Below are 21636 nucleotides of genomic sequence, written 5' to 3' on the forward strand. Positions count from 1 at the left end.
TTTGATGCCTAATACTGTAGTTACAAACCCAGATACTATTCCTTCATCTATGCAGGCTATTGCCTTAATAGAGCCTAATGAGGATATTAACTTATCGGATACTCAATTACCTGTGCCTCAATGCACAGGTAATGAGCTGTTAGTAAAAGTGGAGTATGTTGGTTTAAATCCGGTGGATGCGCAATTTGCTAAATCTGGCTTTTGTTTATGGCAGTATCCGCATGTTTTAGGCTTGGATGCAGTGGGTGTAGTGGTTAAAGCGGGTAAAGGCGTATTTCCTGGCGTGGGTGAGCGTGTAATGTGGCACGCCAGTATTGGTGAGCAAGGGATATTGAGCGAATACGCAAAAGTGCCTAATTATGCAGTGTCTATCATTCCGCAGCAATTAGCCAGTGATAAGGCTGCTACTTTGCCCTGCGCCGGAATGGCAGCGCTTATCAGCTTAGATAAATTAGCCGTAACTGAAGGCGATACCCTCTTTGTTGAAGGCGGGGCTGGTGCTGTAGGTCAATTTGCTATTCAATTTGCAAAGCAGCGCGGTGCCGATGTATTTACAACCGCCTCCAAGCGTAACCACAAATTGGTTAAGCAGCTAGGGGCTGATGTAGTCTTTGATTACAATGACAAAGCCTTATGTGACAAAATTCGCCGAGAGCTTGGCCCACAAGGATTTGATGCCGTTATTGATATTATGGGTGGGGAATCGACCATTCAAAATATCGAGCTAATGCGTTTTTGTGGTCGTATTGCTTGTTTAAATCCACTACCTAATTTTGAACAGCAGCTAATGTACCGTAGAGCACCCAATATTAGTATTGTATCCTTAGGTGGCGCGTGGTTAGCCAATAGCCTATGCGCGCAGCAGCGCATGAGTTTTATGGGTAATTTGTTGCTTGAAACGGTCTCTAATGGCGAAATAATTCCTCCAGAAGTATTAGCTGTTGATTTTAACGCAAAGGCTGTTTCTAGCGCATTAAACAACCAGTTAGCAGGTGGTTTTACAGGTAAACAAGTGGTTAAAATAAGCTAGGTTTACTCACATTCCCATATTTAAAAAGCGCAGCCTAATTTTAGGCTGCGTTTTTTTGTTTCTACTTTATTACCAAATCCGTATTTGCGGCGCCAACAACCAGAATTATTAAATTTTTAACAAAAAAAATAACAATTCAGCGTACAGGTGCAAGCCTTTTTATTTCAACAGTTTACGTTCAGGTAAAGAAAATAAATTGCAAAAACTGTTAATTAATTGAATAGAGTAATTGATCTAAAGCGATTTTTATGACGTAATGTAGGTATTATTTATCTGGTCGGATGAGTTCGTTATGAGTTTACGTACAAAATTAAAAAAAGTACTACCAAGCATTTCAGTTACTGAGCAAGAAGCGTTAGACGCTGGTGATGTATGGCTAGAAGGGTCTATCTATCAAGGTAAACCAGATTTCAGCGCGCTACGCGACGTTCCTGCGGCTAAATTAACCGCAGACGAGCAAGCGTTCCTAGATGGCCCAGTACAAGAATTACTTGGCATGATTGACGATTCAGTCATTCAAAATGGTATTCATTTACCAAACGACATTTTAGAGTTTTTGAAAAAAGAGCGTTTCTTCTCGCTGATCATCCCTAAATCGTTTGGCGGTTTAGAGTTCAGCCCATACGCTAACTCAACAATTGTAGGTACAATTGCTACTAAAAGCTCAGCGGTTGCGGTAACCGTAATGGTACCAAACTCGTTGGGCCCGGGTGAGTTACTTCTTCACTTTGGTACAGAGGAGCAACAAGCACACTACCTACCACGCCTTGCAAATGGTACAGACATTCCATGTTTTGCATTAACCAGCCCAGAAGCAGGCTCTGATGCAGGCGGTATTCCAGATGTAGGTACCGTAACTAAAGGTATGTACAAAGGCGAAGAAGTACTTGGCTTAGAAATCACGTGGGACAAACGCTACATTACACTCGCGCCAATTGCTACTGTACTTGGTTTAGCGTTTAAAGTAGTTGACCCAGATGGTCTACTAGGTGGCAAAGAAAACCTAGGTATTACCTGTGCACTTATTCCAAAAGAGCACCCTGGTGTAGAACTTGGTAACCGTCATGATCCTATGGGTATCCGTTTTTACAACGGTACTACACGTGGTAACAAAGTATTTGTACCAATGGACTTTATTATCGGTGGTCAGAAAAACATCGGTCGCGGTTGGCAAATGCTAGTTAGCTGTTTAGGCGCAGGTCGTGGTATTTCATTACCAGCATTGGGTGTAAGTACAGCTCAAGTTGCATTTAAATCAGCTTCTGAGTACGCAGCAGTGCGTGAACAGTTTGGTTTATCAATTGGTCAATTCGAAGGTATTCAAGAAAAGCTAGCTGACATTGCAGGTAAAACATACCTACAAGAAGCAATGCGAGTACTGACAACTGAAGGTTTAGGCATGGGCTTAAAACCATCGGTAGTAACGGCAATTGCTAAATACCATATGACAGAGCTTGGTCGTGATGTACTTGACTCAGCAATGGATATTCAAGCGGGTAAAGCAATTCAGAATGGTCCTCAAAACACGCTTGCTAGCGGTTATGTGGCGCAGCCAATTGCCATTACGGTAGAGGGCGCAAACATTCTTACTCGTAACCTGATGATCTTTGGTCAAGGTGTTATGCGTTGTCACCCATATCTACAATCTATGGTTGAGTCTATCCACAGCGATGACAAAAACGCAGATGCAGAATTTAACGGTATTTTACGTAAAACAATTGGCTACAGTACAGCAAACAGCTTACGTGCATTCCGCTTAGGTGTGCTACCGTTTACCGCGAGTGCAAACTCAGCACTACCTGAAGTACGTGACTACGAAAAAGCAGTGCAAAAACTATCAGCTAAATTAGCTGTCTATGCTGATTTCTCGTTACTAGTACTTGGCGGTAAATTAAAGCAAGCTGAAATGCTTTCAGCACGTTTAGGCGATGTAATGAGCTTCTTGTATGCAGCTATGGCATCTATTAAGTATTACGAGCAAAAAGTAGCAAGCAGCGAGCGTGAACAAGCGGCTCCTTACTTCCATTATGCGACTCGTTTTGCACTACAAAGTGCAGAAGAAGCATTGCACAAGTTCTTAGATAACTTCCCTGCAAGTGGTACTCGTAAGTTCATTCGTTTCATTACTATGAACTACTCAACTAAAATGCCAAAAATCAGCGATGATTTAATCCGTGAACTAGCAAAACAAGCTCAGCTTGATACGGCATTTAAAGCGCAAATAACGCATTTAGTTAAGCCAATTGAAGGTGATGGTCATCATATCAACGAGCAAGCTTACAAAGCTAAAATGGCGTCACTAGAGCTTTTAGCTAAAGTGAAAAAAGCGCTACGTGCTAAAACCTTTAAGCCGGGCACGCGTTTTTCAATCACACTTGAAAATGCACTTGCTGCAAAAGTAATTAACGACGCTGAATTTGTTCAGTTAAGTGATTACAACAAAAAGCGTGAAAAAGCGATTCGTGTTGATGAGTTCGACTTCGATATGAACATCCTAGACGACAACGCACAGCCAGTTAATCCGCTTAAAAGCGTGGTTAACCAATAAAATTCAATAATGCAAAGCGCCTGCAGTTTAGGCGCTTTTATTGATACAAAATTAGTGTGGAGTCCTGCTTGAGTAATATCAAGTGGGGCTTTTTTATGGGTTTTCAAAGTAGAAATAGATAGCGGTATTGGTCTTAAAGCGAATATGTATTCGTAGAGAATTAAAAAGAGATGCTTATAATCTTGAAAAAGGGCTAACAACCCCGTTGGCACCTTGTTGCAGTACATGGGTATATATTTGTGTGGTTTTAACATCAGAATGGCCAAGCTGAGCTTGAACAGTTCTTATATCGGCGCCATTTTGCAGTAGATGAGTAGCAAAAGAGTGTCTTAATGTATGAGGTGTTATTATTTTTGTTAATCCTGATTTTTGGACGGCTTTTTTAACCTCTTTTCTAATACAAGAGTGATGAAAATGATGTCGTCTTATTTCACCACGTTGAGGATCTGAACTTAATATATGAGAAGGAAATAAATACTGCCACGCAAGCGATTTTGCGGCACTTGGATATTTTTTTGTTAAAGCATATGGCATTCATACGCCAGAATATTCCGTATTATTTAAATCCAGTTTTAAATAGTCATCAACGTTCAAAATTTGATTTCTTAGCATAGGTATTAGCTCTGTGGCCAGCGTTACAATACGGTGTTTATTACCTTTCCCATTCCATACTTGAATGCATTTATAATCAAAATCAATATCTTTCACCCTTAACTGCACCGCTTCCATTACTCTTAAACCGCTACCATACATAAGGCCTGCAATAAGATAATAGCGCTTATTTAAATGAGTCATAAGCAGCTTAACTTCTTCTGGCGTCATTACGACAGGCAGTTTTGCTTGTTTTTTACTGCGGGCAAAATTTAAGTTTAACGATAGTTCACTTTTTATTATGTGCTTGTATAAAAATGACAATGAATTGAGAGCGGTGGCTTGCGTTCGTGGTGCAACATTTTGCTTTAAAACTAAGTGTTCTAGATAGCGTTCGACTTCATTGTCTCCCATTGAGGCGGGGTGGCGCTTATTATGAAAATGAATATAAGATGCAATCCATCTTAGGTAGGTATCTACGGTGCGTAATGAATATTGACGAACTAGCATATATTCAGCTATGTAATTTAAAAATGGGGAACGTGTTTTCATACTATTACCAATAATGGTGCTGTTTTTATATACAGTGTAGTTGTGATGCTCACATATTCAAGAAAATGAGCGGCGAGCGCATTTTCTCTTTTATTGAGAGTTTGAGTGCTAATAAAAAAATATATATAGCAATGTGTTAAGTTATTTGGTAAAAATGATTTATAAAATACATGAGCGTATCGTTGGCAGAAAGATCCGCCCTTCGCGTACTATAAAATTGTTATATGTACTTAGATATGGAGTTTCTAAATTGAAAGAAGTTGTAATAGATATACTTTTTGCTGGCTTATTTCTCATCCCATTAGCCCTTTATTTTTCTCCAAACCTGACTGATAAATGTATATCGACTTTTGAAAAGGCTATTGCTAAGAGTAATAACTATCTTCTTTCATTGCCTATTTCCGTATACTTAATTTATGAATTGTCTACTAAAAGTAATTGGGCTGCACAAATAGGCTTGGCAGTGGCATTTTTTATTTTCTTTACAATCTACGCGTCTGCTTTGTCATTCTTATTTAGATTCGCAGATACATATAACAAGCGCCTTAACTCCGACAATGATTAGTTGTCATGGTTTTGGCAAACAACGCAAAAAGCCACGCCAACACATTGCGTGTTAGGCGGGCGTTATGTGTAATGGAGTAGATGGCATGGAGTTTCAGACGATCCCAATAATGCGGATTTTCGATGAAGATAAAGCAAAAGAGTTTTACCTTGGCTTTCTCGGTATGGAACTAGATTGGGAGCATCGTTTTGAGGATGGTTACCCAATTTACATGCAAGTTTCGCTTGGCGATTTTGTTTTACATCTGAGTGAACACTCTGGTGACTGCACACCGGGCAGCAAGGTCTTCGTTAATGTAAGCAATCTTGATCAACTTTTCGCACAAGTTACTGCAAAGCCTTACAAATACAACAAACCAAGCATTGAAGATGCCCCTTGGGGTGCAAGGTGTTTTACCGTAACAGATCCGTTTTCAAACAGGATATTGTTTAATGAATCAGCAGACACATAACAATCAAATTTTATCGCCAGCAAAAAGCGCTGGCTGCGACGTCAACCCGCTGCGCGGCTTTCCGCGCTAAATTTGGGCGTTATGTGAAAAGACTACCTGCGGTTGAATTGGCAACATGATTTCTATGAAAAAGGAGGTTACATGCAGTTTATACTGAGAATTAGACCAATTAATCATTCCGACTTGGGTTCGGAATGCCCATATCTGGTGGATGAAGATGACTATGCGATGTACGCAAATGGACTTCTAGATGATATTGCATCAGAGGTTGGCGTTTTATCCGTTAGCAGAAGTGGAGACTCGCTGAATATTGATGTTGATGATAAAATTGATGAGAAACAACTTAAGGAAATCGTAAAGCCATATTTTTCAAATGATCGGTTTTGCAAATATCGATTTGTTTCTCTCGATGTGATGAGTTAGAAGTAATCCAAGATACTCAATAAATTAGTTTCTTTATTATATGCGTTGGAGTAGTTATGTTCGGGTTTTTCAAGGGCAGTCAACGAAAGCTAGACGACCAATTCAAAAAGGATTTATATGAATTTGCTCAATTTTTTGCACTGCGGGTAGAATTCCTGAATCCCATTCAAACAAAGGAGATTGTTGCAACAGTAACATCAGTGTATTTGGAGCGAGACCCTGAGGATGAAGGGTCATCAGTTGCTGATTTCTTCTTTAATTCGCTGGTTGGGAATATTTGTGACGCAATTGGTCAGGGTGTGATAGATAAACACACAGGTTTGATTATGTGGAAGCAATCAAACAGGTTTTTGTCGGCTAACCCGGGATTCAAAGGTAAAGTAGTAAATGTATGTATGAAAAATTGGAAAGATTTACTACTTCATTTGGGCGTTGACAAAATGAACTTTGATTTTGCGGAGAGGTTTTAGAATTTACGTAGTGGTGTCTATTCGGTAAAAAATGGATTCACATAACAAGTCGGTCAATTCCCAGCCCTAAAGGGCTGCTGGGACGCCGCTACGCGGCGCCAATCACCTCCACATTATGTGTATTTCTAGTTGAGAGGTTAAATGGAATCGGTTCAGGTAGCATTAAATCCGCTGGATTGGTCTGGTGTTTCGGCAATCACGTCAATCTTGATGCTTTTCATCAACATTTTCTTACTCGTGTCGGTAATTTTTGCTTACCGAACTATTAAAGAAGAAGTTAAGAATAGAGACAGTACATTGCTACTTTGGGCAATGGATGAAATGTCAAAGATCAAGTCAGATCTATCATTGTTCCATAATGCAGGTGACTATGCGAACGGAGAACTAGGGAGCGAAAACCATGAGGTCGTTTGGTCTCAAGAAACGGTTGATGCAGCGTATCGTGTCAGCATTGTGATGCAACGGTTGTCCTACATGGCGATGTCAGGGCTCATTAGTCGGGAGCATTTTTCCAAAATGTGGGGGCCTGCTTTTGAGAAAGCATGGAAATCATTGGAATCATATATCCATCACAAGCGTTTCCTAAATGGTGAGCCTTTAACACTAGCCGAGGGTGCCTATAGCCGGAATGACTTCGAGAAATACGCTCTGTACTGTAAGCATCTAAACACATAACAAATCAATCAAATTCGTTCCGACCTTCGGCCTCCACCGGACGCCCTTGTCAGGGCGCCGTTTATTACGAGCGTTATGCTTCTGCAGTCTGACATTCGTTGAAATGTCTAACTTAAAGAGCTAAATCAAAAATATTTATAAGGTAAGGATAATGGCGAAACTTCTTGGGAAACTAATTGGAACGATTATTAATATAGTCATGATTCCGATAGTTTTGATTTTGGCAATTCCAGTGGGGATTCTGAAAGCTCGAAGAGCTCAAAAAAGTAGGCTTCTCTTTACTAGTGCTGAGCAGGCCTTATTAGGTAAAGCTCAACGAACAATAAACATGGAAGAAAATGGACTGCTTTCGCCAGATAGAGATCTCCTTGAAGTCGCTAAATGTATTGAAAATGCAAGGTGTGACTATCAAATCATCAAAGCTAGAGAGAGGTTTGATTCAACATTTTATGAATTTGTTCTTCCGCGAATAAATAACTGCTATGTAATTGATTGGGACAATGTAAATAGTTTCTTCGAGCTGCCAAGCCAACCGCAGTTCACAGAAACTAATGACTTTATTGAAGAGACGTTAGTGCAAAGCAATACAGTCGAAGAAACTCTGGAGTGCAGTGGCGGAATGAGGCTAGAAGAAGCAGAAGTTGATATTTTGGCTATCGTCCGTAATGACAAGGTGATTTATCTCAACTCTGAAGCAGACGATTTATTTGTCAGAGATAAAGACGGCGATGAAAAGCTTGATGGGAGAGTTGTTAATTTTGTTTTTTCAGGTCAATCAGAAGGTGCTTGTATAGAGTTCTTTGTGGCATTTGATGATTCAGATTCATACACAATGTTCACACTTCAAGCGGGCATGATGGAAAGGCTCAACTATGTTGCGCAAGCAATATTTAAATACTTTGCGGAAGCTGGTTCGAAAAATATTTTTTCTATCACTGATAGATATTCCACTCAATACATTTATACATTTAAAGCATATAGAAAAAGTGGAAAGTATTTCATGGTTAACAATGCTCAAACTCAAGCATACCTGATCGATAATTTAAGTATTATGCGTGATGATGTTGACGAGATAAAAGCTATGTTTTGGAATAAAAGTAATGTCGAAAGCGTTTTTGATGACGATATACCGTTCTAAATGAACTATGAATAGAAACGAAATTAAGAATGCGCATGAAGATTCAGTTATTGATAGCTTTAAGAGGCGTTGCGCTTCTTTTGGCGATGTTGTCAATGTCATCGGAAAGCCAGAACCACCTGATGCAATTATCACAATAAATGGTAATCCAAGCTGGATTGAAATAACAGATGCTTTCTTTAGTCCTGAGCTTGCGGAGAGCATTACAACGCATGTTGCTAATGATAAGCAGCATAGGCCTGTTCCCAAAGAGAAACGAATATGCATCGACCCTGACGAAAAATTCAGCTCAATATTGGAAAGCGTTATTGTTACCAAATACGATAAAGATTCGATAGGGAATGTATACAAACAATACGGTAGCGGTATTTTATTAGTTGGTATTATAAATCCATTTTCTAGCGCTAAAGATCTAGCTGTCACTGAAAAGAAGAAAATCGAAGAGGCTGTTAAAGCTAAAGAGCCGAGATTTAGTGATATTTATCTATATGATGTACATGATCATGCATTTCATAAGGTGCTATAAAAAAGCCTAATCGGGTAGCCGGAGGTCTCTAACCTCCAGCCCCCACACCACCCATCATGCGGGTCCGCAATGGGCGGTTCATCTCCCGTAATGAATATTGATCCAAATATCTTTCAATGACACTAAACCTTGTGATGCTAAATAGTCATTACCTAGCGCAATGTTAATTCCTTTTGTTTTTGAGCTTCTACAAGGGCCTTTACTGGTGATACCACAGGCTATGGCGAGTCGCTCGCTAACACCCAATTTCATTAAACTGCGTACTTTAGTGCGTGGTTTACGCCATTGTCGCCAGTAGCACATTCTTATCCTGCGACGGATCCAGTGATCTAAATCCACCGTTAATTGATAAGCATTGGCTATTAGGTAATAGTATCCCCATCCGCGTAAGTATTGCGTCAGTTTATGAATTTGTAGGGTCATTGAGATCCCCCAGTTGCGGTTAGTGAGTTCTCTTACATTTGCTTTAAATTTCTTTAGCGCCTGTTCGTGGATCTGCACTTGAGCGTAACGGAAGGTAAACCCGAGAAATTTCGAGCCTGATACGGGACCGACTCGACTTTTCGATTCATTCACTTTGAGTTTTAATCGCTGAGTGATAAACGCAGTAATTTCCCGTTGGATTATGAGTCCTTCGCTTTTCGTTTTTACTAAAATGATTATGTCATCAGCGTAACGTGCAAACTTAAGGTGTTTGTAGGTTAGCTTCTTATCTAATTCATCGAGTAAAATATTGGAAAGTAAAGGGGATAATGGCCCACCTTGAGGGACTCCTTTGGTTGACTCAAACCACAGACCCGTTTCGCGCTCTGCGATCCCCGCTCGGAGGTATTTACCAAGTAGGCGCATGAGTGCTTTGTCTTTGACTTTACGACCAACACGATTCATCAGCATGTCATGGTTTACTTCATCAAAGAACTTAGACAAGTCAATATCAACTGCTGTTTTATAACCTTGTTTAACACAAGATTGAACATGATTTACTGCTTGGCTGGCTCTTTTATGAGGGCGATAACCATAACTATGTGGTGAAAATAGAGGCTCAAAGTAAGGGCTAATTACTTGAGCAATAGCTTGTTGGATCACTCTGTCGATAACAGAAGGGATCCCAAGCATTCGCTCACCGCCATCGGGTTCGGGTATCATCACGCGTTTGACTGGCAAGGGTTGATAAGTGCCGCTAAGTAATTGTTGTTTAATACCCAGCCAATGTAACTTATCGAAGTCATTAAATTCCTCAATACTCATATTATCAATACCCGCAGCCCCTTTATTGCGCTTAACATGTTGCCATGCTGCACCAATATTGTGGTTGCTCAGTACCCTTGCCATCAGGTCACGATCTGTTTTGTTGTATTCATTCGAGGTATTATTCACAGTCGAACGCTGTTCATCACTATCACAACACGGTGATCTATGTGAATTCAAGTTCATTTGTAGTATCTCCTCTGGTTAAGATGTTCAGGCCTTCACCGTGTCCCCTCCATTACGATGGGCGTTTGGCTACTATGCCGTCTGCTGACTTCTGATAAATCACTCTAGCGATTACTCGATAAAGCGCGTCGAAACTAACGCTTGTTTACTGCTATTTCGCTCGCTGTAGGTCGCAGCAACCAAAGCGCCAAGGGTTGAACAACCAGTCCCTAACTGGTAATCTCCAAGCGTTAGCGCGGATGCGTGTTTATCAGATCTCCCCCCTTTTTACCTATAAAGAACAGGTGCATCGACTTTCTCTGCACAACTGCATCATTTACGGTGGCCGTTAGATCACATGACTTCGCTATCTTGTGCTAGCTCGTCTCCAGCCTACGCCTCATATGATGTTTTTGTTCATCAGCTCACAGATTTGCTAGCGGCTTCCTCGAGACTATCTCTCGCGATTTAGCCCTTGCCATTCGCTAGTAGTTATCGTTTAATAACAGTGTGTTATTTAAACGGTGATCTTCCTACAGAGGACTTTCACCTCATAAGTCAATGCCCATGTCGGGCGTACATAAATGCATCAACACGATTTGCTACATTCGGCATTCTAGGTTTCTTTTGCTTTACCGTGTTAAGTGGTAAATTTGAGCTTAATCTGCATGGTAGCAAACGTGTTATGCAGGCGTTAAGTGCTAAAGGAGCATGCGTGAGCCTCTTGAGTTATTTATTTAAGAAAAAACAGCCATCTTTGAATAAAGAGGATGGCACTACAAAAACCAGTGGTGAGCTAATCTCTGAAGTAACAGACGGAGCTAACTTAGTAGACGGTAAGCAAACATGGGAGTTGGCTGAAGAAAATAAAGATGATCTCGAGATCATTAAACGTTGTTGTGATGCTGAGCTTAAAACAATGAATAAGGCTGGCTTGGTTCCTGCGCCTTATTATTTTGAACGTGTTGCTATTCTTTCTAGAAAAAGCAAAGACTACGCACAAGAAATATTTTACTGCGAACAGTATATTGAGAAGGTCGAGTCCTTTTATTCTAAAAACGGCACTAAAGGTATTGCTGATGTTAGAAAAGGCCCAAGATTTAAAGCCATTGTAAAGCGGTTACCAAAAGCAAAAGAACTCTACGCCAAGCAAAGCACTTAGCAAGTGCCTAAACCAAAGGACGCAAAACAGCAGGCTTGTGCTCCTTCGACGCTAAATTTAGCCTGCTATTTTGCGCCGGTTAGGCAAGCGTTAACCCTCAAGGAGAGATTGTGGCATTACTCGCGGGATTGGATTTTCATTTTGACTTAGACTTTGAGGAGGTGCCTCTTAAGGAGGCGGAGCAGTACCTTGAAGAATTAACATCAAAGTACGCGAACCTCATATTTGATCAACATACAAAGATCTATGTGCGACTTCAAGAAGGGAGTCTCAAGGTCACTCTAGCAGTTGTTGGCGCTCTGTACATTGGCATTGGTCAATATGGTTCATTCCGTTCTGGTATTGATTACATGATCAAAGATGCCAAATCATTGATGAATTTGGTTACTAGTGAAATAGTAAAAAATGGAATGAGTGAGGCGGTCATAATTGAAAAGAAGAAAATGCACTGTGATCCCGATAAAATTCGTCGTGTGCTGCTTGCAATAGATCGTCTTGAATCAAAACCAAAAATATCCAAGTCTGATCTTAATAAAGAGTTATCAAAGATAAGAACATCAGTGCGAAATATATGTAGCTCATTAAGTGAAGAAGACGCTGGTTTTTTTGCAATTTCAATTAAAGAGACATACTGGCCGCAGGATAGAGAAATTCCCCATTTCGTCGAGCGTTACAAGTTAGTGGCTAGGGAAGAAGATATTGTACACTATCCAGTAGCAAGCATTGAACAACCAAGGGTTAACAAGACATTGCAGCGGACAAGCCGCTGAATGCGGCGTTAAGTTTCCAAGGAGACCATGTACAAGTTATGCAGAAACCCACCTTAAATTTCTTACTTTCAATGGCTTTAAACTATGCCTTAAGAAGTATAAGTAATGAGCAGTGTGTGTCATGGTAATTGCAAGAAAGCGTCAAGTCAGTTGGCTGATACGCGATATTAACACTGTATTTCATGTTGTGCGCGCAGGGCTTTTTTTATTAAGACCTTTTATTAAAAACACCGTCTAATGTTAAACTAACTAAAATTTAGCAACCTAATTTGGCTATGTCTTTTTATCTTTCGTTACTTACCCCGCATTTTCAACGTATAGCTATTGGCGAAACCCTAACCTCACTTTGGAGCGGCTGCGGCCATATTGTGAAGTGTCAGCTTGATGAGCAGGCCTGTGTAATTAAAGCGATTAAAGTACCCGATCACATTAATCATTCTAAAATTAAACAAAGTGCGTTTGCGCTTAATAGAAAACGTGACTCTTACCACGTTGAATATACGTTTTATCAGCAATTTAGCCATAAACTGCCCAAGCAAGCGACAGCTATTGAATGCATAAAAGCAATCAACAAAGGTGATGAGTATGCCTTGGTGTTTAAAGACTTTTCAAAGCTGGGATACACCCAAGCAACCACCGAGAATATAAAAGCCATATTAAAGTGGTTGGCACATTTTCATGCCTTTCATTTAAATACAAAGTTTGATGGCTTATGGCCGCAAGGAAGCTATTGGCATTTAGATACACGCCCTGATGAATTTAATAACTTGCCTGAAAAGTCCGATATTAAACAGGCAGCTACTCAATTAAATAACGCGTTAAAGCAATGTGACTACCAAACGTTAATTCATGGTGATGCCAAGCTTGCTAATTTTGCCGCTAATAGCCAAGGGCATATACGCGGTTATGACTTTCAATATGTGGGTGCGGGTGTTGGGGTGGTCGATGTTATGTATTTTATGACCAGTTGTTTGGACGATTCTGACCTTCACAAACACGCACAAACTTACCTCGATTATTATTTTAGCCAATTGAAGCATGCTCTGAGTGACTACCAACCAGCAGTGAATGCGGATGACGTTATTGCACAATGGGCTCATTTATGGCCGGTGGCGTGGGCAGACTTTTATCGGTTTTTACTTGGGTGGAGCCCCGAGCACAAAAAAATTAACGGCTACATGCATGCTCAGGTAAATAATTGGTTAGCCAGTAACAACTCATAAACACAAAAAGTTGAACAGTTATGGCTAAATCAAATATTTTGGCACGAACTATGAAATCAGGGCTAAAATTAACAGTCAAACGGCCTGTTTTAATATAAAATACGTCAAATTTTTTATCACTAGGTTTATTACTATGGCTATTCACGTTATTTCTCACCCCCTTGTTCAACATAAGTTAGGTTTAATGCGCGCGCATGGAATTAGCACGAAAAGTTTTCGAGAGTTGTGTTCAGAAGTTGGCACATTATTAACTTACGAAGCCACTAAATACCTAGAATTAGAAGATAACGAAATTACAGGTTGGGACGGTAATAAACTTAAAGTTGAGCATATTAAAGGTAAAAAAATTACCGTTGTGCCAATTTTACGCGCAGGCCTTGGGATGATGGACGGCGTAATGCAATTACTCCCAGCAGCTAAAGTGAGTGTAGTGGGGTTAGAGCGTAACGAAGAAACACTTGAGCCAGTGCCTTATTTTGAAAAGCTAGTAGGTAATATTGATGAACGTTTGAGCTTAGTGATTGACCCTATGCTGGCTACTGGTGGTTCTATGATCGCCACTATCGATATGCTTAAAAAAGCGGGCTGTAAAGAAATTAAAGTTATTGTACTGGTTGCTGCGCCTGAGGGCGTTGAAAAAACATTAGCCGCTCACCCAGATGTAGAGATTTTTACTGCCTCAGTTGATAGCCACCTCAATGAAAAAGGCTATATTATCCCAGGATTAGGGGATGCAGGTGATAAAATTTTCGGTACGGTTTACTAGGGTTTAGCAGTGCAAAATAATTCTACATTTTCTATAAAAACCATTTTAACGGGTGCCCAAATGCTATTTGTAGCGTTTGGTGCGCTGGTATTAGTGCCTATTTTAACGGGTCTCGATCCGAGTGTTGCGTTGTTTACCGCAGGTTTAGGTACTTTGTTGTTTCAATTTGTCACTAAAGGCCAAGTGCCTATCTTTTTAGCCTCGTCATTTGCGTTTATTGCACCCATTATTGCCTCAGTGCAAATGTGGGGAATACCCGCCACTATGGGCGGCTTAATGGCAGCGGGCTTTACTTATATGCTGTTGAGTTTATTGGTGAAGTTTAAAGGCACAAAAACCTTACATAAAATTTTGCCGCCAATTGTGGTCGGCCCAGTCATTATGGTGATTGGCCTTGCACTCGCGCCAGCTGCGGTTAATATGGCCATGGGTAAAAGTGGCGATGGTGGTACACAAATTATTGCCTACGACAGTGCCATTATTATCTCTATGTTCTCATTACTAGTAACTTTAGTGTTTGCCGTGTGGGGCAAAGGGGTATTTAAACTGATCCCTATTTTAGCCGGTGTTGTTGCCGGTTACACGCTATCGTTATTTATGGGTGTAGTACAGTTTGAAACAGTCAGTAATGCACAGTGGTTGGCAGTGCCTAACTTTGTACTGCCAGAGTTTAAATGGCAAGCCATTTTGTTTATGGTGCCGGTGGCAATTGCGCCTGCTATTGAACACATTGGCGACATGATGGCAATTAGTCAAGTTACAAAAAAAGACTATTTGAAAAAGCCAGGGCTACATCGCACTTTATTTGGTGATGGGTTAGCCACGTCTGCTGCGTCATTATTTGGCGGCCCACCTAACACCACTTACTCAGAGGTAACCGGTGCGGTAATGCTAACTAAAAACTTTAACCCTAAAGTGATGATGTGGACTGCCATTATTGCAATTTGTTTGGCGTTTGTGGCTAAAATGGGCGCGGGCTTGCAAACCATTCCGGTCCCTGTAATGGGCGGCATAATGATTTTATTATTTGGCTCTATTGCCGTTATTGGCTTAAATACCTTAGTTAAATCGGGCGATGACTTAAGCGAACCACGCAATTTAAGTATTGTGGCGCTTATTTTAATTTGCGGTATTGGTGGTATGCATATTGGTAGCAGCCAGTTCAGCCTTGAAGGTGTGAGCTTATGCGCTGTTTTAGGCATAGTATTAAATTTAGTATTCCCAAAAGCACAGAGCAACGAGAATTAAATTTGCACTGTGGTTAAAAATATTGCACCAAAAAAGCGCATTTAAAATGTGCTTTTTTTTTAACCTACTAAAAAGTAACAATAAATAATATTGGTCTAGTAACTGCATTTCCTTATTCATACCCTATAGTTGAATCAGGGATTGTTATATTGGAGGCCAATAGTGTGGATATAAATGCTTTTTTAGTAAAACATCAATTGCCGTTGAAATATCAATATATTAGTGAGCAGTATTTTTCCGTGATTGCTCAGGATATTTTAACCAGCAAAAAAAATGCGCCTTTATTTGTTGCCATTAACGGCTGCCAAGGCTCAGGAAAAACCACGCTTGGTGACTATTTAGTGACTTGGTTTGAGCAAAACACCCACCTAAATTGTGTCGCACTCTCTATTGATGACTTTTATTTATCAACCCAAAAACGTCAGCAGCTAGCACAAGATGTGCATTGTTTATTTGCCACCCGTGGAGTTCCAGGCACACATGATGTTGCCCTTATGGATAAAACCCTTAGTCGCTTGTTAAATAAAGAGGTTAATGTACCGCTGCCACGTTTTGACAAGCAACAAGATGAACCTGTAGCAAAAAATAAATGGTTAACCAATAGTCAGCCAGTCGATATTGTTATTTTAGAAGGGTGGTGTGTAGCCAGTGAGCCACAGCAGCCTTTTACCTTAATTGAGCCCATTAATGAGCTAGAAAAATCATACGATCAGCAAGGACTATGGCGCCGCTGTATTAACAGCTGTTTAGCCAATGAGTATAAAACCGTATTTAATAAAATTGACTACACAATTATGCTTAAAGCGCCGAGTTTTGATGATGTATTTGCATGGCGACAAGAGCAAGAGCACAAGCTAATCGCAAAACAAGGCCAAGGTGCAGGTACCATGACCGACGAGCAGCTGCTTTGGTTTATTTCTCACTTTGAGCGTATTACCCGAGAAAATTTAAATACTCTCAGTGCCAAAGCAAATGCGTTAATAGAGCTTGATAGTCACCGTGATGTAGTCGCAATGCAGCTAACGAGCGACAATATTGGTCAGCCCATTATTTTTACCGATTTAGATGGTACGTTACTAAATCATAGAGACTACAACACCGAAGCGGTCGACACTTTATTACAGGAGCTGCAATACAGCGGTGTGCCGGTGGTATTTAACACTAGTAAAACGTTTAGTGAAGTGGTGGCACTGCAACAAGCGCTCAATATTAAACAGCCTTTTATTGTTGAAAATGGCTCGGCTGTCTATATTCCTGAAAATTACTTTACCCTCAGACCCATTGGCTGCAGCGAATACCAAGGCTATTGGTGTTATTCATTTGCGGCACCCATTAGCAATTTATGGGCTGATTTAACACATTTAAAAAAAGACTACAGCGACCAATATAGTTTATTCAGTGAGTTATCGTGTGAGCAGGTAATGCACATCACAGGGTTAAACGAGATACAGGCGGCGCAAGCACAGAATCGTCAATATTCAGATCCGCTCTGCTGGCATGGCGAAGAGCACAAACTCAACGAATTTATAAACGCAATAACAGTGTACGGCTACGACGTTAAAGTAGGCGGGCGCTTTATCCACATTGGTAAAAATACCGATAAAAGCATGGCGCAGCAATGGCTAGTGAAACAGTTTACTGCGCAGTTTACTAAGCCGCTAAGCATTATTGCGCTTGGGGATAGTGATAACGATAAGCAAATGCTCGAAGAGGCAGATATTGCCATTATTATTGCCAATCCAGAGAGCAAAAAGCCGGTTAAATTAACCCATAACAAAGCGCGTTATTCTCAGTTGCCAGCGCCGTTAGGCTGGGTAGAAGAAATCACTGCATTACCTTGTATTAACAGCATTTTACCCAATTTTGAGGAGTATAGTTTACATGGCTGATTTTTATCAAAATGGCATCATTACAACGTTACATAATATTGCCAACAGACCCGTAGACGATTTAGAAAAAGAGTTGCTGAGTTTTAGTAAGCAGCGACCCATGGGGCTTATTTTGCCCTCATTATTTAGTGAGTTAGAAGGCCCCGCGCTACAAAATATTGTTAAAGAGCTGCAAAAAGTACCTTATTTATCACAAATTACCATAGGCTTAGACAGAGCCGACGAAAGCCAATACCGTTATGCACTTAACTTTTTTAAAGCGCTTGATCAAAACCACAAAGTACTTTGGAACGACGGGCCACGCTTACAAGCGCTCGATAAAGAGCTTCAAGCCTTAGGTGTGGCGCCACGCGAGCTTGGTAAAGGGCGTAATGTGTGGTATTGCATGGGCTATAAATTAGCCACCGCCGAGGTTGAATCAATAGCCTTGCATGACTGTGATATTTTAACTTATGACCGAGGCTTATTAGCGCGGTTAATATACCCTGTTGCACACCCTCGATTTAACTATGAGTTTTGTAAAGGCTTTTACCCGCGCACCGCCAATGGAAAAATTAATGGCCGTGTCTCTCGGTTATTGGTTACTCCGTTATTGCGCTCGTTTAAAACCATTTTAGGCAGCCGTGATTACCTTGAGTACATGGACTCGTTTCGCTACCCATTAGCCGGTGAATTTTCGTTTAGACGTGATGTATTAAACGATATTCGTATTCCTAGTGACTGGGGGTTAGAAATTGGCGTATTAAGTGAAATGTATCGTAATTATTCTCATAACCGATTATGCCAAGTCGATATTGCGGATAACTACGATCATAAACATCAGGCGTTATCGCTCGACGACCAAACCGCTGGCCTTTCTAAAATGTCGATTGATATCACCAAAGCACTATTTAGAAAGTTAGCAACGCAAGGGGTTACCTTTACCAGCGAAACTATTCGCTCATTAAAAGCCACATATTACCGTATTGGTTTAGATTTTATTGAAACCTATCATAATGATGCACTAATGAACGGTTTAACCCTTGATATTCACCAAGAAGAAAAAGCCGTTGAAATGTTTGCGCAAAATATCATGAATGCCGGTCAGCACTTTTTAGAAAACCCAATGGAAGCACCCTTTGTGCCGAGTTGGAATCGTGTGGCCTCGGCAATGCCAGACGTACTTGAGCGTTTAAAAGAAGCCGTTGAGCTAGATAACGAGCAATACAGTTAACATCATTAAACGAGGCGCCTGTGAGTATAGTTAAAGAACAGTTTTTTCAACGAGTTGAACAACATTTACATGCTATTTATCAAGATGTTGAATTACCGATAGCAATAAGCGAATTGACTGAAGAATTGATCACCTTAATTTTAGGTGATAACCCACTTCGCGATCCCACGCCACACACTAACCGCTGGGATGAACAAGATGTTGTGCTAATTGCCTATGGCGATTCGATAATAAACCATGAAGACAGTGATTTAGCCGTAGGCACCCCTTTAGAGGCGCCTTTAAAAACCTTGCATCGCTTTATAAAAGAGCAGTGCGATCATCAGCTTAATGCACTGCACATTTTACCCTTTTATCCGTATAGCTCAGATGAAGGGTTTGCGGTGATGAACTATGCACACGTTAATGAAGCGCTGGGCGACTGGCAAGACATTAACGCAATTGCAAAAGATGTAAAACTGATGGCGGATTTAGTCATTAATCATTGCTCTAGTCGAAGTATTTGGTTTGAAAACTTTTTAACTGATACACACCCCGGAAAAGGTTACTTTAAAACAGCCAGTTTAACTGACGATTTAAGCAAAGTTGTTCGTCCTCGTACATCGCCCCTATTAAATACGGTAACAACAACCAGTGGTGAAAAGCATGTATGGTGTACATTTAGTCATGATCAAGTGGATTTTGATTTTGAAAACCCCGAGGTGTTAAAAGAGTTTGTCGGTATTATTCGTCATTATTTAGACAACGGTATTCGGTTATTTCGCCTTGATGCGGTGGCCTTTTTATGGAAACAACTTAATACCAGTTGCATAAACTTACCGCAAACCCACGAAGTAGTGCGTTTACTACGAACGCTGATTGAGCATGCCGAGCCAAGTGTGGTGATCATCACCGAGACTAATATTCCCAATCAGGAGAACTTGTCTTACTTTGGTAATGCCAACGAAGCCCATGCAATTTACAATTTTGCCTTGCCGCCGTTGTTGTTGCATACCTTACTCAGTGGTGATAGTACGGCGCTTAAGCATTGGATGATGAGTATGCCGCCTGCACAAAACGGCACTGCGTATTTTAATTTTATTGCTTCTCACGATGGCATTGGTTTAAGACCAATTGAAGGCTTGCTGCAACCCAGTGAGGTTGCTTCTTTAGTCAGTACCACCATGCAATTTGGGGGACGCGTTTCAATGCGCACCAGTCACGATGGCACACATACCCCTTATGAGCTTAATATAGCTTTATTTGATGCCTTACAAGGAACGCATAATGGCGCGGATAAATTTGGCCTTGAGCGCTTTTTATGTGCTCACGCCATTATGTTTGCAATGGAGGGGATCCCAGGGCTGTATATACATAGTTTACTTGGCACCACTAATGACTATGAACGCTTTGATAATTCGCAGCACAATCGCGCCATTAACCGTCATCGCTGGCAAGAATCTAAATTATTAGCAGCAATTGCAGAAAAATATAGTCATCATCATCAAGTATTCAATGGAGTAAAACAGTTATTAGCAGTGCGTAAAAGGCAAGCGGCATTTCATCCTAATGCAACACAGTTCACTTTGCATTTAGGAGAGGGGTTATTTGGTTTTTGGCGACAAAGCATTGACCGCCAGCAAAGTATTTTTTGTATTTATAATATCAGCAGTCAGCCACAAAGCTTAACCTTGGCCGATTTGAACTTAATAAATACACAGCAATGGTATGAGCTGCTCTCTAAAACAGTGCTGGATGAAGAGCTTAAAACTATGCAATTAGCACCGTATCAAACACTCTGGTTATCTAATAGAGCATAAATAACGACGTTTAAAGTAATCAATGTAACTGTAAAGGGGCTTTACAGTGCTATTGCTCAAGCGCTAAAAGTAGATTTTCTATTGTGAATTCATGCCAGTCAGCGCGTGTTTTACTAAACTGTATAAAGTTTATTTCTGCTAGGCCTGTTGTATTTATCGCCTTATATAAGGGGATATTTTCAGCGGTAAGCGGGTCAAAAATATCAGCTGTGCGATGAAGCAAAGGGTTATGTTTTGGTTGTGTATGGTTGTCGAACAGATTAACTAGAGCATAAGCACCTAATAAAACATGACCCCCTATCGATATATCAAGCGTGTATGCGTTATTAGGCGCAGAATCCCAGTTAATCCCACCCACAATAACCTGAGATTGCATGTTTAGCTGTTTTAATGCCCTTTTTGCGCCAAAAGCAATGGCGTCATTCGCACACCAAATAATGTTAATTTCAGGGGCTTGCTGCATATACGCCATGGTTTTTATATAGCCTTCTTGCTCAGACCAATTTGCAACCTCTTTAGCGGTTAAGGTTACTTTAGGTGTTTGCGCTAAAAAATCCATTAACCCTTGGGTACGTAAAGTGGAAGCGGGGGTTGTGTAATCCCCTAGTAAAGCTAATGTATGAGCTGGCATTTTTGTTTTATTGGTAAACTTTTTATAAAGCTGCTGCATCAATGATTTACCTGCAACACGATTATTAGGGGTAATACTGCCGACCACATTGGCGCCATTTGTTTGCAATTGCTCGAGAGACGCAGGGGAAGGGCGATTTAATAAAAAATAAATGGGAACCTTGTTACTGTCTATTTTAGATAGGTATTGGCTGGTGACATTTTTTTCGTTTACTAATATCAGATAATCAGGCTTATCGTTAATGGCCTGCTGGATCAGCTCTTTCATTAAAATATGATTTCGGTTGGCGTACTTTATAGTTAATGTCACATCTAAATCAGAGGCAGCATTTTGCATAATTTTAGAAACATGAAACCAAAAATCACCGGTTTTATTGCTCTCAGCCTCAATGGAATTTGAAAAGCCAGGATTGATGAATATGATCTCTAAGGCATTAATACTGTAACTACTGAATAGCAGGCAGGTATAAGTTATCAGGCGGTATAATTTAAACAAAGGCATATGTTTCTCTATATATTTTATAAAGCTCGATTTTTACCTTGCTAACTAGCTC

General features: G+C 40.5%; 19 protein-coding genes and 1 pseudogene. 17 read left to right on the forward strand and 3 right to left on the reverse strand.

The window, feature by feature from the left end:
- Window positions 1–4 precede the first annotated feature (4 nt).
- Both QMA00_RS01885 and QMA00_RS01890 read left to right on the forward strand, forming a co-directional pair.
- A complete protein-coding gene (locus QMA00_RS01885; RefSeq protein WP_290155697.1) occupies window positions 5–1030 on the forward strand; it encodes a zinc-binding dehydrogenase in 1026 nt (341 codons plus the stop codon).
- A gap of 292 nt (window positions 1031–1322) precedes the next feature.
- Window positions 1323–3578 (forward strand): acyl-CoA dehydrogenase, encoded by a 2256-nt coding sequence (locus tag QMA00_RS01890; RefSeq protein WP_290155700.1) that lies wholly within the window; start codon window positions 1323–1325, stop codon window positions 3576–3578.
- 174 nt (window positions 3579–3752) lie between these two features.
- Here QMA00_RS01890 and QMA00_RS01895 read toward each other — a convergent pair.
- Window positions 3753–4721, reverse strand: a pseudogene (locus tag QMA00_RS01895) (integron integrase).
- Between the two features lie 250 nt (window positions 4722–4971).
- On the opposite strand from QMA00_RS01895, the gene QMA00_RS01900 reads away from it, so the two are divergent.
- The 7 genes from QMA00_RS01900 to QMA00_RS01930 all read left to right on the forward strand — a co-directional run bounded on the left by QMA00_RS01900 (window position 4972) and on the right by QMA00_RS01930 (window position 8969).
- On the forward strand, window positions 4972–5286 hold the full coding sequence (locus tag QMA00_RS01900) for a hypothetical protein (protein ID WP_076921750.1): 315 nt from the start codon (window positions 4972–4974) through the stop codon (window positions 5284–5286).
- A gap of 85 nt (window positions 5287–5371) precedes the next feature.
- Window positions 5372–5737, forward strand: coding sequence for a glyoxalase superfamily protein (locus QMA00_RS01905; protein ID WP_024592045.1), 366 nt, complete (start codon window positions 5372–5374; stop codon window positions 5735–5737).
- A 141-nt stretch (window positions 5738–5878) separates the two neighbouring features.
- Entirely contained in the window at window positions 5879–6160 is a 282-nt protein-coding gene (locus QMA00_RS01910) for a hypothetical protein (protein ID WP_290155706.1), read from the forward strand.
- Between the two features lie 56 nt (window positions 6161–6216).
- On the forward strand, window positions 6217–6630 hold the full coding sequence (locus QMA00_RS01915; RefSeq protein ID WP_290155709.1) for a hypothetical protein: 414 nt from the start codon (window positions 6217–6219) through the stop codon (window positions 6628–6630).
- A gap of 141 nt (window positions 6631–6771) precedes the next feature.
- Window positions 6772–7305: a hypothetical protein gene (locus QMA00_RS01920; protein ID WP_290155712.1), complete on the forward strand. Its 534-nt coding sequence runs from the start codon at window positions 6772–6774 to the stop codon at window positions 7303–7305.
- Window positions 7306–7456: 151 nt separating this feature from the next.
- A complete protein-coding gene (locus tag QMA00_RS01925; RefSeq protein ID WP_290155714.1) occupies window positions 7457–8443 on the forward strand; it encodes a hypothetical protein in 987 nt (328 codons plus the stop codon).
- 7 nt (window positions 8444–8450) lie between these two features.
- On the forward strand, window positions 8451–8969 hold the full coding sequence (locus QMA00_RS01930; protein WP_090415933.1) for a hypothetical protein: 519 nt from the start codon (window positions 8451–8453) through the stop codon (window positions 8967–8969).
- A 78-nt stretch (window positions 8970–9047) separates the two neighbouring features.
- On the opposite strand, the gene ltrA is transcribed toward QMA00_RS01930, so the two are convergent.
- A complete protein-coding gene (ltrA, locus tag QMA00_RS01935) occupies window positions 9048–10403 on the reverse strand; it encodes a group II intron reverse transcriptase/maturase (protein ID WP_290155721.1) in 1356 nt (451 codons plus the stop codon).
- A gap of 616 nt (window positions 10404–11019) precedes the next feature.
- Between ltrA and QMA00_RS01940 the strand changes: the two genes are divergently transcribed.
- The 8 genes from QMA00_RS01940 to QMA00_RS01975 all read left to right on the forward strand — a co-directional run bounded on the left by QMA00_RS01940 (window position 11020) and on the right by QMA00_RS01975 (window position 20452).
- Entirely contained in the window at window positions 11020–11544 is a 525-nt protein-coding gene (locus tag QMA00_RS01940; protein ID WP_290155723.1) for a hypothetical protein, read from the forward strand.
- Window positions 11545–11654: 110 nt separating this feature from the next.
- On the forward strand, window positions 11655–12314 hold the full coding sequence (locus tag QMA00_RS01945; protein ID WP_290155726.1) for a hypothetical protein: 660 nt from the start codon (window positions 11655–11657) through the stop codon (window positions 12312–12314).
- Window positions 12315–12589: 275 nt separating this feature from the next.
- On the forward strand, window positions 12590–13537 hold the full coding sequence (locus QMA00_RS01950; protein ID WP_290155728.1) for an oxidoreductase family protein: 948 nt from the start codon (window positions 12590–12592) through the stop codon (window positions 13535–13537).
- A 133-nt stretch (window positions 13538–13670) separates the two neighbouring features.
- Window positions 13671–14303: a uracil phosphoribosyltransferase gene (gene upp, locus QMA00_RS01955; RefSeq protein WP_290155731.1), complete on the forward strand. Its 633-nt coding sequence runs from the start codon at window positions 13671–13673 to the stop codon at window positions 14301–14303.
- Window positions 14304–14312: 9 nt separating this feature from the next.
- Window positions 14313–15551, forward strand: coding sequence for a uracil-xanthine permease family protein (locus QMA00_RS01960; protein WP_028834749.1), 1239 nt, complete (start codon window positions 14313–14315; stop codon window positions 15549–15551).
- A 146-nt stretch (window positions 15552–15697) separates the two neighbouring features.
- Complete coding sequence (locus QMA00_RS01965) at window positions 15698–17440, forward strand: HAD-IIB family hydrolase (protein WP_076921762.1); 1743 nt, start codon at window positions 15698–15700, stop codon at window positions 17438–17440.
- Window positions 17433–18653, forward strand: a complete 1221-nt coding sequence (locus QMA00_RS01970; protein WP_028834751.1) for a glycosyl transferase — start codon at window positions 17433–17435, stop codon at window positions 18651–18653. The genes QMA00_RS01965 and QMA00_RS01970 overlap by 8 nt, the downstream gene beginning before the upstream one ends.
- A gap of 20 nt (window positions 18654–18673) precedes the next feature.
- Window positions 18674–20452, forward strand: coding sequence for a sugar phosphorylase (locus QMA00_RS01975; protein WP_076921764.1), 1779 nt, complete (start codon window positions 18674–18676; stop codon window positions 20450–20452).
- A gap of 49 nt (window positions 20453–20501) precedes the next feature.
- Here the strand turns inward: QMA00_RS01975 and QMA00_RS01980 are convergent, their stop codons facing one another.
- Window positions 20502–21584 carry an ABC transporter substrate-binding protein gene (locus tag QMA00_RS01980; protein WP_290155741.1) on the reverse strand — a complete coding sequence of 361 codons (1083 nt, stop codon included), beginning with the start codon at window positions 21582–21584 and terminating at the stop codon, window positions 20502–20504.
- Window positions 21585–21636: the final 52 nt, after the last annotated feature.

It is taken from the genome of Pseudoalteromonas sp. APC 3694 (assembly GCF_030407565.1).
Lineage (GTDB): Bacteria > Pseudomonadota > Gammaproteobacteria > Enterobacterales > Alteromonadaceae > Pseudoalteromonas > Pseudoalteromonas tetraodonis.

Bases quoted from the DNA above. Each gene is read 5' to 3' on its own strand.
- QMA00_RS01925 (WP_290155714.1), top strand. From the start codon at position 7,457: ATGGCGAAACTTCTTGGGAAACTAATTGGAACGATTATTAATATAGTC.
- QMA00_RS01970 (WP_028834751.1), top strand. From the start codon at position 17,433: ATGGCTGATTTTTATCAAAATGGCATCATTACAACGTTACATAATATT.
- QMA00_RS01910 (WP_290155706.1), top strand. From the start codon at position 5,879: ATGCAGTTTATACTGAGAATTAGACCAATTAATCATTCCGACTTGGGT.
- QMA00_RS01930 (WP_090415933.1), top strand. From the start codon at position 8,451: ATGAATAGAAACGAAATTAAGAATGCGCATGAAGATTCAGTTATTGAT.
- QMA00_RS01950 (WP_290155728.1), top strand. From the start codon at position 12,590: ATGTCTTTTTATCTTTCGTTACTTACCCCGCATTTTCAACGTATAGCT.
- QMA00_RS01885 (WP_290155697.1), top strand. From the start codon at position 5: ATGCCTAATACTGTAGTTACAAACCCAGATACTATTCCTTCATCTATG.
- QMA00_RS01890 (WP_290155700.1), top strand. From the start codon at position 1,323: ATGAGTTTACGTACAAAATTAAAAAAAGTACTACCAAGCATTTCAGTT.
- QMA00_RS01980 (WP_290155741.1), bottom strand. From the start codon at position 21,584: ATGCCTTTGTTTAAATTATACCGCCTGATAACTTATACCTGCCTGCTA.
- QMA00_RS01920 (WP_290155712.1), top strand. From the start codon at position 6,772: ATGGAATCGGTTCAGGTAGCATTAAATCCGCTGGATTGGTCTGGTGTT.
- upp (WP_290155731.1), top strand. From the start codon at position 13,671: ATGGCTATTCACGTTATTTCTCACCCCCTTGTTCAACATAAGTTAGGT.
- ltrA (WP_290155721.1), bottom strand. From the start codon at position 10,403: ATGAACTTGAATTCACATAGATCACCGTGTTGTGATAGTGATGAACAG.
- QMA00_RS01905 (WP_024592045.1), top strand. From the start codon at position 5,372: ATGGAGTTTCAGACGATCCCAATAATGCGGATTTTCGATGAAGATAAA.
- QMA00_RS01915 (WP_290155709.1), top strand. From the start codon at position 6,217: ATGTTCGGGTTTTTCAAGGGCAGTCAACGAAAGCTAGACGACCAATTC.